Source organism: Symplocastrum torsivum (genome assembly GCF_059505465.1).
This window is the reverse complement of record NZ_JCACKQ010000125.1, coordinates 57,056-70,924: the sequence shown is the minus strand read 5'-3', so window position 1 is coordinate 70,924 and position 13,869 is coordinate 57,056. Positions and strand designations below refer to the sequence as shown.

9 protein-coding genes and 1 tRNA gene are annotated in these 13,869 nt (G+C 46.9%); 8 read left to right on the top strand and 2 right to left on the bottom strand.

Annotated features, from left to right (window positions below; genetic code table 11):
• From thrC to AC5JL3_RS30835, 4 genes are all read left to right on the top strand, one after another.
• Positions 1 to 1,110, top strand: a complete 1,110-nt coding sequence (gene thrC, locus AC5JL3_RS30850; RefSeq protein ID WP_496078178.1) for a threonine synthase — start codon at positions 1 to 3, stop codon at positions 1,108 to 1,110.
• A gap of 160 nt (positions 1,111 to 1,270) precedes the next feature.
• Complete coding sequence (locus tag AC5JL3_RS30845) at positions 1,271 to 2,482, top strand: SpoIID/LytB domain-containing protein (protein ID WP_496078078.1); 1,212 nt, start codon at positions 1,271 to 1,273, stop codon at positions 2,480 to 2,482.
• Positions 2,483 to 3,119: 637 nt separating this feature from the next.
• Positions 3,120 to 3,926 carry a pentapeptide repeat-containing protein gene (locus AC5JL3_RS30840; protein ID WP_496078077.1) on the top strand — a complete coding sequence of 269 codons (807 nt, stop codon included), beginning with the start codon at positions 3,120 to 3,122 and terminating at the stop codon, positions 3,924 to 3,926.
• A gap of 140 nt (positions 3,927 to 4,066) precedes the next feature.
• Positions 4,067 to 4,137 (top strand) — tRNA-Cys (locus tag AC5JL3_RS30835).
• Between the two features lie 64 nt (positions 4,138 to 4,201).
• Here AC5JL3_RS30835 and AC5JL3_RS30830 read toward each other — a convergent pair.
• Together AC5JL3_RS30830 and AC5JL3_RS30825 are read right to left on the bottom strand one after the other, a co-directional pair.
• Complete coding sequence (locus tag AC5JL3_RS30830; protein ID WP_496078076.1) at positions 4,202 to 7,660, bottom strand: CHAT domain-containing tetratricopeptide repeat protein; 3,459 nt, start codon at positions 7,658 to 7,660, stop codon at positions 4,202 to 4,204.
• A gap of 24 nt (positions 7,661 to 7,684) precedes the next feature.
• On the bottom strand, positions 7,685 to 8,554 hold the full coding sequence (locus AC5JL3_RS30825; protein ID WP_496078075.1) for a DUF4384 domain-containing protein: 870 nt from the start codon (positions 8,552 to 8,554) through the stop codon (positions 7,685 to 7,687).
• Positions 8,555 to 8,877: 323 nt separating this feature from the next.
• Between AC5JL3_RS30825 and AC5JL3_RS30820 the strand changes: the two genes are divergently transcribed.
• The 4 genes from AC5JL3_RS30820 (at position 8,878) to gatB (ending at position 13,600) form a co-directional block, all read left to right on the top strand.
• The gene (locus AC5JL3_RS30820) at positions 8,878 to 9,093 is read left to right on the top strand and encodes a hypothetical protein (RefSeq protein ID WP_496078074.1); all 216 of its coding nucleotides are present in this window, start codon (positions 8,878 to 8,880) and stop codon (positions 9,091 to 9,093) included.
• Between the two features lie 219 nt (positions 9,094 to 9,312).
• The gene (locus AC5JL3_RS30815) at positions 9,313 to 10,599 is read left to right on the top strand and encodes a M16 family metallopeptidase (RefSeq protein WP_496078073.1); all 1,287 of its coding nucleotides are present in this window, start codon (positions 9,313 to 9,315) and stop codon (positions 10,597 to 10,599) included.
• 342 nt (positions 10,600 to 10,941) lie between these two features.
• Positions 10,942 to 11,811, top strand: a complete 870-nt coding sequence (locus AC5JL3_RS30810) for a fructosamine kinase family protein (protein WP_496078072.1) — start codon at positions 10,942 to 10,944, stop codon at positions 11,809 to 11,811.
• Between the two features lie 304 nt (positions 11,812 to 12,115).
• Positions 12,116 to 13,600, top strand: a complete 1,485-nt coding sequence (gene gatB / locus AC5JL3_RS30805) for an Asp-tRNA(Asn)/Glu-tRNA(Gln) amidotransferase subunit GatB (RefSeq protein ID WP_496078071.1) — start codon at positions 12,116 to 12,118, stop codon at positions 13,598 to 13,600.
• The last annotated feature ends 269 nt before the right edge of the window (positions 13,601 to 13,869 follow it).

Here is a 13,869-nt window from a genome sequence, read left to right as displayed (position 1 = left end):
TTGTCTACTGCCCACCTATCGGCTACCGGAAATGCTGCCTCTGGACATCTCAACTGGCCAGGTTTAATTGAGGCATACCGCTCGTATTTACCAGTAAGTGACTCAACTCCCGTCATCACGCTCCTAGAGGGCAATACGCCCTTAATTCCCGCCCCAGCGATCGCAAAAAGGATTGGTAAGGGAGTAAGAGTACTGGTGAAATACGACGGGCTTAATCCTACGGGTAGCTTTAAAGACCGGGGGATGACGATGGCAATTTCCAAAGCCAAGGAAGCAGGAGCAAAAGCGGTGATATGTGCTAGCACGGGTAACACCTCTGCCTCTGCTGCTGCCTATGCACGTCGGGGTGGAATGCGAGCCTTTGTGCTAATTCCTGAGGGTTATGTAGCGCTGGGTAAGTTGGCGCAAGCGTTACTTTATGGGGCAGAAGTCTTAGCAATTCAAGGCAACTTTGACCAAGCGTTAGAAATTGTTCGGGAGATGGCATCAAACTATCCCGTTACCCTAGTTAACTCGGTTAATCCCTATCGGCTAGAAGGTCAGAAGACAGCAGCGTTTGAATTGGTGGATAGCTTAGGTGATGCCCCCGATTGGCTGTGTATCCCGGTAGGGAATGCTGGGAATATTACAGCCTACTGGATGGGATTTTGCCAGTACCATCAGGATAGGAAATGCGATCGCTTACCCGTGATGATGGGATTTCAAGCAGCCGGGGCATCTCCCCTGGTTACTGGCGAAGTTGTGACTCATCCCGAAACGATAGCGACAGCAATTCGGATTGGGAACCCCGCGAGTTGGGAAAAAGCGATCGCTGTTCAACAGGCAAGTCAAGGAAAATTTAACAGCGTCACCGATGCTGAGATTCTTGAAGCCTATCGATTGCTGGCATCTGAAGAAGGAATTTTTTGTGAACCCGCCAGTGCTGCCTCAGTTGCTGGCTTGTTGAAAGTCAAAGACCAAGTACCCACAGGCGCTACAGTAGTGTGTGTATTAACTGGTAATGGTTTAAAAGACCCAGATACAGCAATTCAACACAGTAATAACCAATTCAAGCAAGGAATTGAGCCGACAATCTCAGCCGTCGCAACAGCAATGGGGCTGAATGATTAGGCTCACATTGAGCTACGCACATGAACATTGAATGAAAGCTGAATTACCCTATTCCCCATTCCCGACTTTCAAGACACCTATCAATTTAACCATACTTGGTTTTTGGCAATTAGACTTGCTTGTTGTAGGCTATGAGAGATAAAAGTAGGAGTGAGGATGCATGTTTCGTTCGCCTGACAAGCACCCAGTTTTTAACCGCTCAGTGTTGTGGACATTTTTTTTGTTTTCAGCCGCCTTGGTTGTGCCTATTGTGTTAGCAAAATCCTTGGCACAACGACCTCAGCCGTCGCTAGCATCGCCGCAGCAACCTTCCCCTAACTTAGCGTCTTCCCCTGGGCCATCCCAAGCTGATGTCTTAGCCGAACGGGATTGGCATCAACGTCTAGTTAGCCAAAGCCTCTCTTTGTCGCCAAAAAGTAATACTACTACAAATACAACCGCCTCTAAATCGGCGGTTGCCAAAACTGATAAAGCTCCATCCAAATCTTCTCCTACAAAAACCTCTACATCACAGCCACAAAAATCCAAAGCCAAATCCCAAGATTCAAAGCCTTCCCAAACAAGTAATAAGCAAAAACCTAAATCTCAAGGTTCTACTACAGCCGAAGCTCAAGCTGCCCAGGCAGCTAAAAATGCCCCATTGCTAGAGCTACGAGTTGCTGTTGCGAATGGAGATAGCGCCCTAGTCGTTGGCACCTCAACACCAGGCGAGGTGATTGATGCTCGTGGTAAAGTTCTGGGCAAGCTAGCCGCAAACGATGGGACAAATGTCAGCCCAGAGGGAGCAAATATCCGTGTTGGTCAGTGGCAGACTCCAGGAGGTGTTTGGATTAAGCCTACGAAAGGAGGGTATGTATTTGTAGGCGATCGCTGGTATCGAGGTGATTTACTTCTGGTTTCTAAAGGTAATACCCTACTAGCGGTTAACTATGTTGACCTTGAGAATTATCTTGTTAGTGTAGTAGGCGCTGAAGTCTCTCCAAGTTGGCCGATGGCAGCTCTAAAAGCTCAAGCCATTGCCGCTCGATCCTATGCCTTAGTTCATTACTTGCGACCTGCTAACGCTCTGTACGATCTAGGAAACACTCAGCGCTGGCAAGTTTACAAAGGCATCAGTGCAGAATGGAACACTACACAGCAAGCTGTTCAAGAAACGGCTGGAGTTTTCCTGAGCCACAAAGGGGGAGTGGTGGAATCAATGTACGCTGCCTCTGATGAAATTGTGACTAATGTTTTTGGTGGTAGGGGGATGAGTCAAACGGGTGCCCTAAAATTGGCTCAGCAGGGCTATGACTACCAACAAATCCTTGGCACCTATTATCCAGGTGTGGGTTTATCGTGGATGGACACGAGAGAAGCGGACGTAGATTAGATATAGAGGTAGCCAACTGCTGAGGAGTCATCCATAACTTGGTATTAGTCCATCCAATTCTTTGATTTATAGCAAAAAGCAGAAGGCAGAAGGCAGAGGGCAGAAGCTTCTCCTTTAGGAGCTGATATTTGAATGTATTAAAACACAAGCGAAAGCTAGGGTAAATTATTTGTAAGGCTTGGTGTATTACTGGCTTCAAAGTAGCTACAAAAACTTTCGTGAAGGATTAGTTCAGCAAAAGAGCGATCGCAGCATATATACACAGCTTGAGTATGCATCTTGAAGAGTATCAATCTCTTGATTCTGGCTGGTTCAAGAATTGGTTAAAAATAATAATTTCGCTAGACATTTTTGTAGCCAGATTATCTTGTAAACACAGATAATGCTGTTTTTAGCACAAGAGCCGCTGCTAATAGCTAAATCGGCAAAAGCTTGAGTAAGTCTTCAAATACAAAAACTATTTTTGAAAAAATGATGAAGTCTGAGTAATTAACGTTTTTCCCAGACTAACACTCTCGATTATTAGATACCCTTGAGTTAAATCTTTAGCTGCTTGCTGCTGACGCTAGCTGAATAGAGGAATAAGATCGCAAATATAGTCTTTGAATTGTCCTTTGTCTTCACCCCCGAATGCACTATGAACCGCCCAGAATATCGTATTCCTGAAGACAAAACTCAGGAGGTTTTTACCCTTGCTGCTCAGCTATATGCTCAGCACAACCAGAGCTATTCCGTAAAAGAGCTAATGGATGCTGGATCAGAGGCAAAAATTCCGCCAGAGTTTATTCAACAAGCGATTGATCAAATGCAGTTACAGCAGGTGCCAGCTCAGCAACCTGTACCAACACATCCGAATAAACGAACTAAAATCTTGCTAGCTGGTCTTGCAACAGCCTTAGTTGCCTTCGGAGGTATGTATTTCCTTGTCAAAACTGCACTGACGAATGCAGGAGAAAAAGCTCAAGTAGAAACGGTAGAGCCGCTTCCCACTGAAACCCAGGTGAGTGATACCAAATTGCAGGGACTTACCGTCAAGTGCGAAGGACTAAAACTTGAGGGAGAAAACTTGCGTGGTATGGATTTCAGGAATGCAGATTGTACGGGTGCAAATTTGGCTGGTGCAGATTTGAGCGGAGTCAATCTAGAAAGTGCCAACTTCAGCCGTGCTGATTTAAAGAACGCCAAGCTAAGCGGTGCGGAACTGAAAAATGCGAACTTAACTGAGGCAGATTTGACGGGTGCCGATTTGACGGGTGCGGAGTTGGAAACTGCAAACCTAAGCAAGACAAATTTGAAAGATGCTAATTTGAGCAATGCGAAGCTCAATCAGACGAACTTGGCTGAGGCTGAGTTAGAGGGTGCGAAGATAGACATCATGCGTGCCAAGCAAGAAGGTGTCAATTTCAACAATGCAATTATGCCTGATGGCAGCACTCATCCTTAGTAGAACTTACGCAGTTTCTTGATGAAAGGCTGATTCTGTCGTAGGGGCGCTCTAAGGTGCGCCCCTACCGTGTGTGGCAGTGCGTAATTCCTGCTTAGTTGTTTGTCGCCTTTTTTGGTATAGTAGTAAACTGAACTTACGGCGGCATAGCCAAGTGGTAAGGCAGAGGTCTGCAAAATCTCCACCCCCGGTTCAAATCCGGGTGCCGCCTTTTTTGTTATTCCCCTTTTTATCAGGTGGCGATCGCTTTTTGTGCTGATTGGCGATCGCCTAATTCAGTTCAATCCCTGTGACTTTACCATTGCTGTAGTATCGCCTTGACAAACCCAGGCTCCCCAGAAATAGGGATGCTCAAGGGGTCTATTGTCTTGACAAAATTGATAATCTTGTGGTAAATGTCTTTGTAATTCTTCCAGCACGACAAGACCGAGGGAAGATTGCTGCAATTCTTTGACGGTGATAGTGCGGATGTAATTCTGGGCATCTTGTAAGGCATCGGCACGACCTAAACCTTGGTGCAGGTTGGTAAAAAAGTGCTGCATCAGTAGGGCAGTTGCTCGGTCTGGGACTGACCACAAGCTCATCACCAGGGTTTTTGCTCCGGCGACGGCAAAGGCGCGACGCAATCCAAAGACGCCCTCGCCAATTTTGATGTCGCCTATTGCGGTATTGCAGGCAGAGAGGACGGCGAGTTCAGTTGCCCAGAGGTCGAGTGCGGCTACGTCTTGGGCGAAGACTAAGCCTTTGCCTTCTTCGTTTGGGAGAGTTTTACCCTGTAGCCAAGCGTTAGCGCCAGCGAAGGCAAGGGCTGAACGTAACATCGGGTCTTCTGGATGTGGGATTTTGGAGTTCCCCCCTTGATCAGGAGAGTTAGGGGAGTTTTGGATTGGGGTTTGCTGGGTGGATTTGTCAATGATTGCTACGACTTGCGGGGCGAAATTTCTCAACCAGTCAGCATCATTCTGAATTCCGCGTTCTGCAAGTATCGCTGCTACCCTTTCCATCTCCTCCAACAATGTCTTATCCAGCAGCTTCCGGTTCTTCTGCAAGAGTTCCGCTTCCTGTGCATCGGGGCAAGTCAGCAGCGCCAGGGTTAATTTCCAATAGTCTTGCAGTTGTACTTCTCTAGAGAATAAGCCATGAGTCGCAATCAGCAGGATTTCAGGAGACTCACAACCAGTCAAACGAGACGCTAACGCTTCCTTATCCAAATAAGGCGATACCCCCAACAGCTTGGCAACCCCTTCACCCAAAAAGCGAGTTCCTTCAGCACGTTTAAAAGCCGAACCTGCCAAAGTTTGCAGTAATTCGGCGACTTGTGTCCCTAGTACGCCCAACTTTGACCTCTCCCCCAACCCCTCTCCTGCAAGGAGAGGGAAGTAAGACTTCTCCTTTCCGTCGATAACTAGAGAGGAGTTTTCCTCCCCCCTTCCCTGCGAGGGAAGGGGGATTGGGGGGGTTAGGTCTTCCAGGTCAAAATCTGGGTCAGCAATTACTAAAGGTTGAGAAGCAGAACGCTCAATCCGAACTTTAGAACGCAGAATATCTCGCCCGACACTGAGGTAACTGATTCGGTACTCGTCCATCAGCAGTTGTTCGCCCGTCTCATCAGTGGGGAGAATCTGAAATGGCAGTAGGTTCAAATTCCCATCGGGAGCAATAAATAGGTGCTGGTGTTTTTGTAGGTAAGGGCAAAGTGGCTTAAATATCGCTTCACGCAGTTGGATAACCTCTGCGGGAGGCTGTCTCAAGTCTTCAAGTTCATCATCATCTCCTCCCATATCCAGCGAATGCACTACGAGATTACCGTCAGATGCATAGTGGCGAAAGTCCTGAATTAGTTGGTCGATGGGTTCTGCCTCTCCCAAGTCAATCATCTGCACCTGGTCTGGCTGCCCTGCGGGTAAGATAAAGGCTAGGTAATGGGCGGGTTGCCATTTTGATTCCCCACTAGCGGCGTGGAAATCAAAGACTTTAAAGCAGACAAACTCGATTAAGGTACTGCCTCTTGGTAGTTCTAATGCGACAGTGCGGCAGTCAATCGGTTGTTCTTGGAGTTGGATTTCTGGTACTTGGGATGCTAGCTGCTGTTGCAATTTGTTGTGTTCGGCTTGCAGTTGCGGGATGCGATCAGGTTGGGGTTGAGTAAAGGTAAAGTGGATAATCCGGGCGCTCAATTCTCGCAGTTTCTTTAACTCTTCCGTTAGGTGGGGGTAGCGTCCGCTGTAGATTGCTTGGTTCAGTGCAGCTAAGGCGGCGGCAGTTAAGGCTTTGCGTTGTAGCACTAAATTTAGTGCTGCTTGTTTGGCTTGAGGAGAGTCGTGGAGGTGTTGGTAAACCAGAGAGAGAAATGCCTCAAAATTAGCTCTCAATAGTTGGAGATAGGCGAGGCGATCGCTTTCGGAACTGGCAGCAAAAGCTTGGTTAATCAGACGGTTCTCAATGGCTGCTGCCTCTTTCATCCGTTCTAGCGCTTCAGAATAGCGATGGGTAGCAGCAAGTAATCCTGCCAAATTGTTGAGTCCTTTTGCCACGTTGGGATGGTCACCTGGCAATAGGCGTTTACTCATCGCTAAGGATTCCTCTAAAAGGGGTTCTGCCTCAGCCAAGCGTCCGTGAGATTTGTAGAGTCCTGCTAAGTTGTTGAGGCTAGTTGCTACATCAGGATGGTCAGTTGGGAATAGGCGTTTCCTCATCGCCAAGGCTTCCTCATAAAGCGGTTGGGCGGTATCCAAACGTCCTTGAGATTTGTAGAGGAATGCTAAATTGTTGAGGCTTAGTGCAACTTGGGGATGGTCATGGGGAAATAGGCGTTTTGTCATTGCCAAAGCTTCCTCTAAAAGGGATTCCGCCTTAACTAAGCGTCCCTGAGATTGGTATAGTCCTGCTAAATTGCTGAGGCTACCTGCCACATCGGGATGGTCACCTGGGAACAGGCGTTTCCTCATCGCCAAAGCTTCCTCTATAAGCGGTTCGGCGGTATCCAAGTGTCCCTGGGATTTGTAGAGGAATGCTAAATTGTTGAGGCTTAGTGCGACATGAGGATGGTCAGGCAGAAATAGGCGTTTTGTCATCGCCAAGACTTCCTCTAAAAGGGGAGTAGCGGCACTTAAGCGTCCTTGGGATTTGTAGAGTCCAGCTAAATTGTTAAGGCTACCTGCAACATCAGGATGGTCACCTGGGAACAGGCGTTTCCTCATCGCTAAGGCTTCCTCTATAAGCGGTTCGGCAGCTTTTAAGCGTCCTTGGGATTCGTAAAGTCCAGCTAAATTGTTAAGGCTATCTGCAACATCAGGATGGTCACCTGGGAACAGGCGCTTTGTCATCGATAAGGCTTCCTCTATAAACGGTTCGGCGGCATCCAAGCCTCCTTGAGATTCGTAGAGTACTGCTAAATTGTTGAGGCTTTTTGCCACATCAGGATGGTCACCTGGGAACAGGCGTTGTCTCATCGCCAAAGCTTCTTGATAAAGCGGTTCTGCCCCAGCTAAGCGTCCCTGGAGTTTGTAGAGTACTGCTAAATTGTTGAGGCTGGTTGCTATATTGGGGTGTTCCTCTCCCCAAACTTGTCGCGCTAATTCCAAGGCTTCCTCAGCCAAACTTATTGCTTGACCATACTGACCCTCATGATAAAGTTGAACCGCTCTCCTGCTTAGCTGCTTCAAGTTTTTTGCTTTTGTGAATTTCCTGACTGGGGCTGCTAAATCTCGCAACCACTTAAAAACCATTTCCATCGTCTTCTTTTTTTAGTGAGCCAACTACGCAGCAGTCACTCTGTACACCATGCGGAGAACTTGATAATCACGGGCTAGATTCAGATACTCCAATAAACCCGTCAAATGCCCTTCCCGCAATTGCAACAACCGTTCCCCCGGTTTAGGCAACCAGTCCAACCTTGGCACGTCCTTCGTAATCACCGCCACGATTTCCTCCTGCCCCGCACTGCCAGTTAATTTAAAATACTTGTGGCGCGAACTTGCTTGCGGTAAACTCACCCATCCCCCAAGATGCTTCAGTTCCGGTGCAAACCCCGATGGACACAAGCACCACATTTTCCCGGACGTGCCTTTCTCCAACAGCAGCAAATACCCAGCACTATCCAGATTGACTTCAAACCGAATCCTACTGTTTAAGCGAAAAGAGAAAGAGTCTTCCTCCGTCATTTCCGCCTCTCCCATATCCAAACCTGACACGGGTTCCAGCAAAACTGGCTTCAGTTTGTCCGTAGGCGTTGCCGTTTCCCAGAGTTGCTGCCAAAGTTGGTCACAGGTTAAGGGGATTAAGTGACACTGTTTTAGCCATTCCGGATAGATGACTTCCCGCAACCACCGCTTCGCAATCTTCCACCTACCTTTAGTGACTCCCTGGAAGTCGCACCCCTCAACCTCAAATTTGTCACAAATCACCTTTAAGCGATCGCGCAGTATAGTAGCAGGATTCGCACCATCGCTGGTTCCCTCTATCAACTCTGCCTCAAGGTACGCCGCGATATCTTTATCTAAAGAATCGGTATTTTTTTCGCGAAAGCGTTCCAGAAATACCCACCAAGTCTTACCAGAGAAACCAAAGCGAGTTGCGATCGCTTTGAGAAACTCTTCCTCATGATCTTCATAATTTGGTAGAGTCATAATTCCTACCTAGATTGAATGTTTTAAACCCATTCTAGGCAGAGGAATTAGGTTATCCAATGGCTCATCTAGTAAGCTCTACCTAATTCTACTTTTATCTACTAACTTTATTTCCAATTAGTAAAAATGCGTAAATAGAATTGTGCTAAATGCTAATTTAAAATATTTTTATCTGCTTACGAAAGAATTAATAACTTCATTTGTAGCGTTAAAAAGCTCTTAAAACTAATAGATATATCTCTACTTTATTCGACACCAAACTTCAGAAGCCAAGATTAGCTTAGATACAGAAACCACTGAACACCTAACTAATCACAAAAGCTATGAGCAACACAGAGAATCAAAACCTAAATCTCGCCGCTACTGCTTCAGAAAAGGTAATGCTAGTCCCTGTCAATTCAACCGAATCCTCTGCCAATATCTACCAGACGCTTTTGGTCAATGGTGGTGTCACCATCCTAGCCATTTTTGCCCTGACGTACTTTACCAGAAGCCAAATCGATGCAATTACTAAGCTGCTAAAAGCCTGGAAGAAATAGGCTAAATCTTTAGGGGGCAGGTTTTGATTGAGATTTATGGCGCAAATCTCCTGGAATGGATACAGACGATTTGAAGAATGCGATCTGCCTGGGCGGCAGTGCTTGCACTATCGCTGCTAGCGTACACACATACTGTTCTATTTCCAGCGATAGTAACCCAACAGGGTAAAGACCTACCTCATTAAGATAGAAAGGGAATAGCAAAAAAGTGTGTAACAAATGACTTCAACTCTGCTCAAAACTCCCCCTCTCAACGCCCCGACGCTCAAGAAGCTGCCTAATGGTTTAACAATTGTGGCAGAGCAGATGCCTGTTGAAGCCGTCAACTTAAATGTTTGGATTAACGTTGGTTCCGCAGCGGAATCAGACGACATCAACGGCATGGCTCACTTCTTAGAGCATATGGTTTTTAAGGGAACACCACGACTGCAAAGTGGCGAATTTGAGCGGTTAATTGAAGAGCGGGGTGCGGTGACGAATGCCGCGACAAGTCAGGATTACACCCACTACTACATCACCACTGCACCCAAAGATTTTGCTGAACTTGCCCCTCTGCAACTGGATGTAGTGTTGAATCCCAGCATTCCTGATGATGCCTTTGAGCGAGAGCGAATGGTCGTTTTGGAAGAAATTCGCCGTTCAGAAGACAACCCTCAACGCCGCACATTTCGACGCGCAATTGAGACAACGTTTGAACAGTTACCTTACCGACGACAGGTATTAGGCCCAGCATCAGTGATTGAACAGCTAAAAGCTCAGCAAATGCGGGACTTTCACGGCACTTGGTATCAACCCCGCTCAATGACTGCTGTTGCTGTGGGTAACTTACCCGTTGATGAATTGATTGAGATTGTCGCTGATGGGTTCACGCAAACATCAGTTAGCACTCAGGAAGTAGACAAAAACTTATTACCGCAAACCTTTACACCAGAACCTGCTTTTACAGAAGTTGTGCGTCGGGAGTATGTTGACGAAACCTTACAGCAAGCGCGGCTGGTGATGGTTTGGCGGGTTCCAGGAATGAATGAGTTAGAGCAGGTTTATGCGCTTGATGTCCTGTCGGTGATTTTAGGGCAAGGTAGGGTGTCACGGCTCGTTCGGGACTTGCGAGAAGAACGGCAACTGGTTACTCACATCGGTGTGAGCAATATGACACAACGGCATCAGGGAGTGTTTTATATTTCTGCACAGTTACCAGAAGAGAATTTAGCTGTGGTGGAAGATGCGATCGCACAACACATCCGCAAGTTTCAGACAGAATTAGTGGCAGAATCAGAACTTGCCCGTATCCGAACACAAGTCGCGAATCGCTTTATCTTTGGAAATGAAAAACCAAGCGATCGCACAACATTATATGGTTACTACCAGTCGCAGCTAGGTGACTTGGCACCAGCCTTAAACTACCCCAGCAAAATCCAATCTTTGAATGCTGTTGACCTTCAGGTAGCTGCACAGCAGTACCTTTCTCCCAACGCTTATGGTGTTGTTGCCATCAAGCCAGCTTAAATCGAATGGCACTGACTCATATATAGCGGTTGTCGGTTGGATGCGGTACACTTTGACCTCTCTCCTACTCTTGAGTGAGGCTTTGATTCTTACTCCCCTTCCCTTGCAGGGAAGGGGTTGGGGGTTAGGTTTTTCTGCTGTACACGCGCGTAACAGAGAAATGCTATAAACTCATCACAATCCACCCATGATTGCGCGGGGGGTTTGGGGGAGACGCTTGTCCCCCACCGGAGATGAGAGTGAGGAGGGGGTTTGGGGGAAAGCCCCCAAGCTAGGGTTTTTCCCAAACAATTAATTGGCGCTTAAGAAGAGCGACATTTAGCTAAAATCTAAAATTCCAAGATGTGGACACAAATTGCTAGCCATATCAGCGAAACCACAGGTGAAGCGTTTGAAATCAACAACCGCCGATCTGTTGGTGGAGGCTGTATCAATCAGGGTTATTGCGTTAGCGGCAACACTCGCACCTACTTCGTAAAGCTCAACCAAGCCTCTCAGGTGCAGATGTTTGAGGCAGAAGCGTTGGGTTTAAAGCAAATGCAGGAAACTCAAGCCATTCGGGTGCCAAAACCGATTTGCTGGGGAATAGCCACTGATTCTTCCTACATCGTATTGGAGTGGCTGGAACTAGGTGGCAGCAATAATTCCCAGACGTGGGAAGAAATGGGGCATCAGTTAGCTGCTATGCATCGCTGGAACCCTCCCACCGCTAAAGGGTTCGGCTGGGAGCAAAACAATACGATTGGTTCAACGCCACAACTGAACAACTGGACATCGGATTGGATAGAATTCTTTGCTGAGTACCGAATCGGCTATCAATTCCAACTCGCACAGCGTCGTGGTGGTCATTTTCCTCAGCAAGAGCAATTAATAGCAGCAATTCCCAAACTGCTGAATCATCAGCCTCAGCCTTCCTTAGTACATGGTGATTTGTGGGGAGGAAATGCCGCCGTTACTACGTCTGGAGAACCTGTAATTTTAGATCCAGCGACTTATATAGGCGATCGCGAAGTTGATCTTGCAATGACAGAACTCTTCGGCGGCTTCCCTGCTGCTTTCTATCGCGGTTATAACGAAGCTTGGCTTTTGGATGATGGTTATAAACAGCGAAAAACTCTCTATAACCTCTACCACATCCTCAATCACTTCAATCTCTTTGGCGGCGGCTATGCATCACAAGCTAACCGGATGATCGAACAAATTCTGCGCTAGATGGGATGAGGAAGTACAAATAATAAACCCAGACCATTTTGGTCTGGGTTTTAGTTAAGTTATAAGCTAGTCAACAGTTTCGAGATTACTGGCTAGCGGTTTACAGATAAGGCTTTAACTTGACGCTATCGGCTCAGGCTTAATCCTGCTTACTTACTAAGTTAACCAGGAGTTGTGAATAATTTGTGAATGACAACTATTTAAACTAGTGTCTGTACTTTAGACTAAGGCGCTCTACTCAGCGGCTTGCACTAATAAAATAGAATAGAGATCTGTTGCAATAAGACAAGCATCCAAGACGCTTATGACCTCTGCTGTACGGGTTAAAACGCAGTACGAAGCAATCATTGGTCTAGAAACCCATTGTCAGCTGAGTACACAAACCAAGATTTTTTCTGATTCCTCCACAGAATTTGGTGCTACCCCGAATACAAACATCGATCCAATTTGTTTGGGAATGCCGGGAGTATTACCTGTACTCAATCAAAAGGTACTAGAGTACGCCGTAAAAGCAGGTTTGGCGCTGAACTGCCAGATTGCACCCTACAGCAAGTTCGATCGCAAGCAGTATTTTTATCCTGACCTTCCTAAAAACTATCAGATTTCTCAATTTGACTTGCCAATTGCTGAGCATGGTTGGCTAGAGATTGAACTCCCTGATGAGGCGGGTAATCCAATTCGGAAAAAGATTGGCATCACTCGTTTACATATGGAGGAAGATGCTGGCAAGTTGGTTCACGCAGGAAGTGACGGGCTTTCCGGTTCGACTTACTCTTTGGTCGATTACAACCGTGCGGGTGTGCCACTGATTGAAATTGTCTCGGAACCCGATATGCGTTCTGGTCAAGAAGCGGCAGAGTATGCCCAAGAGTTACGCCGGATTATGCGTTACATCGGTGTCAGTGATGGCAATATGCAGGAAGGCTCTCTACGCTGCGATGTCAATATTTCCGTGCGTCCTATCGGTCAACAGGAGTTTGGCACGAAGGTTGAAATCAAAAATATGAACTCCTTCAACGCCATCCAAAAAGCGATCGAATATGAGATTGAGCGGCAAATCGCTGCTGTCGAAGCTGGAGAGCGGATTATTCAAGAAACTCGGCTTTGGGAAGAAGGTAGCCAACGCACAATTAGTATGCGAGTTAAGGAAGGCTCTAGTGATTATCGCTATTTCCCGGAACCTGACCTTCCTCCGATTGAGGTTTCAAAACAACAGTTAGAGCAGTGGTGTAGTGAACTCCCTGAACTACCTGCCGAAAAACGGCACCGTTATGAAAGCGAGTTGGGGCTTTCTGCTTATGATGCCCGTGTGCTAACGGATGATCGACTAGTAGCTGAGTATTTTGAAGCGGCTGTCGCGGCTAAGGCGAATCCTAAACAAACTGCTAACTGGGTTATGGGAGACATCGCGGCTTATCTCAATACAGGGAAGCACACAATCACGGAGATTGCTCTCACACCGCTCATCCTGGCAGAACTGATCACCCTGATTGAAGACGGCACGATTAGCGGCAAAATTGCTAAAGAACTGCTACCTGAACTGTTGTCTCAGGGTGGTTCCGTTAAAGAACTCGTTGAACGCAAGGGTCTAGTTCAAATCTCTGACACAGGTGAACTTGAAGCAATCATTGATGAAGTTATTGCTGCCAATCCCAAGGAATTAGAGCAGTATCGCAACGGCAAAACCAAGCTCCAAGGCTTCTTTGTTGGGCAAGTGATGAAGAAAACCAGTGGGCGGGCTGACCCTAAACTGACAAACCAAATCCTAAGTAAGAAGCTGAACGGCTAGAACACCAGTACAGCAATCTTTGAAGAATCCCTCCCTAAAGCCGTGAGGCAGGCTGATTCTTGCTACTTTGGTCGCTTCGCCCTTACTTGATAAACTCAATCTCAAACTTCACACAAAAAATAAATCAGGGGGTGTCCCCCCTCATCCTGTTAGCTATATACTGTGATAAGTAGATGCACCCTGATGATCGGGAGAGTCGCTTAGGTGGCTCTCCTTTTTTTGTGCCAAATTAGTTGGTCAAAAGAATTTCTAAATAGGGGGTGACACCC

Coding starts and splice junctions, on each gene's coding strand:
- gatB (WP_496078071.1), top strand. CDS start 12,116: ATGACCTCTGCTGTACGGGTTAAAACGCAGTACGAAGCAATCATTGGT.
- AC5JL3_RS30830 (WP_496078076.1), bottom strand. CDS start 7,660: ATGGAAATGGTTTTTAAGTGGTTGCGAGATTTAGCAGCCCCAGTCAGG.
- AC5JL3_RS30810 (WP_496078072.1), top strand. CDS start 10,942: ATGTGGACACAAATTGCTAGCCATATCAGCGAAACCACAGGTGAAGCG.
- AC5JL3_RS30845 (WP_496078078.1), top strand. CDS start 1,271: ATGTTTCGTTCGCCTGACAAGCACCCAGTTTTTAACCGCTCAGTGTTG.
- AC5JL3_RS30840 (WP_496078077.1), top strand. CDS start 3,120: ATGAACCGCCCAGAATATCGTATTCCTGAAGACAAAACTCAGGAGGTT.
- AC5JL3_RS30825 (WP_496078075.1), bottom strand. CDS start 8,554: ATGACTCTACCAAATTATGAAGATCATGAGGAAGAGTTTCTCAAAGCG.
- AC5JL3_RS30815 (WP_496078073.1), top strand. CDS start 9,313: ATGACTTCAACTCTGCTCAAAACTCCCCCTCTCAACGCCCCGACGCTC.
- AC5JL3_RS30820 (WP_496078074.1), top strand. CDS start 8,878: ATGAGCAACACAGAGAATCAAAACCTAAATCTCGCCGCTACTGCTTCA.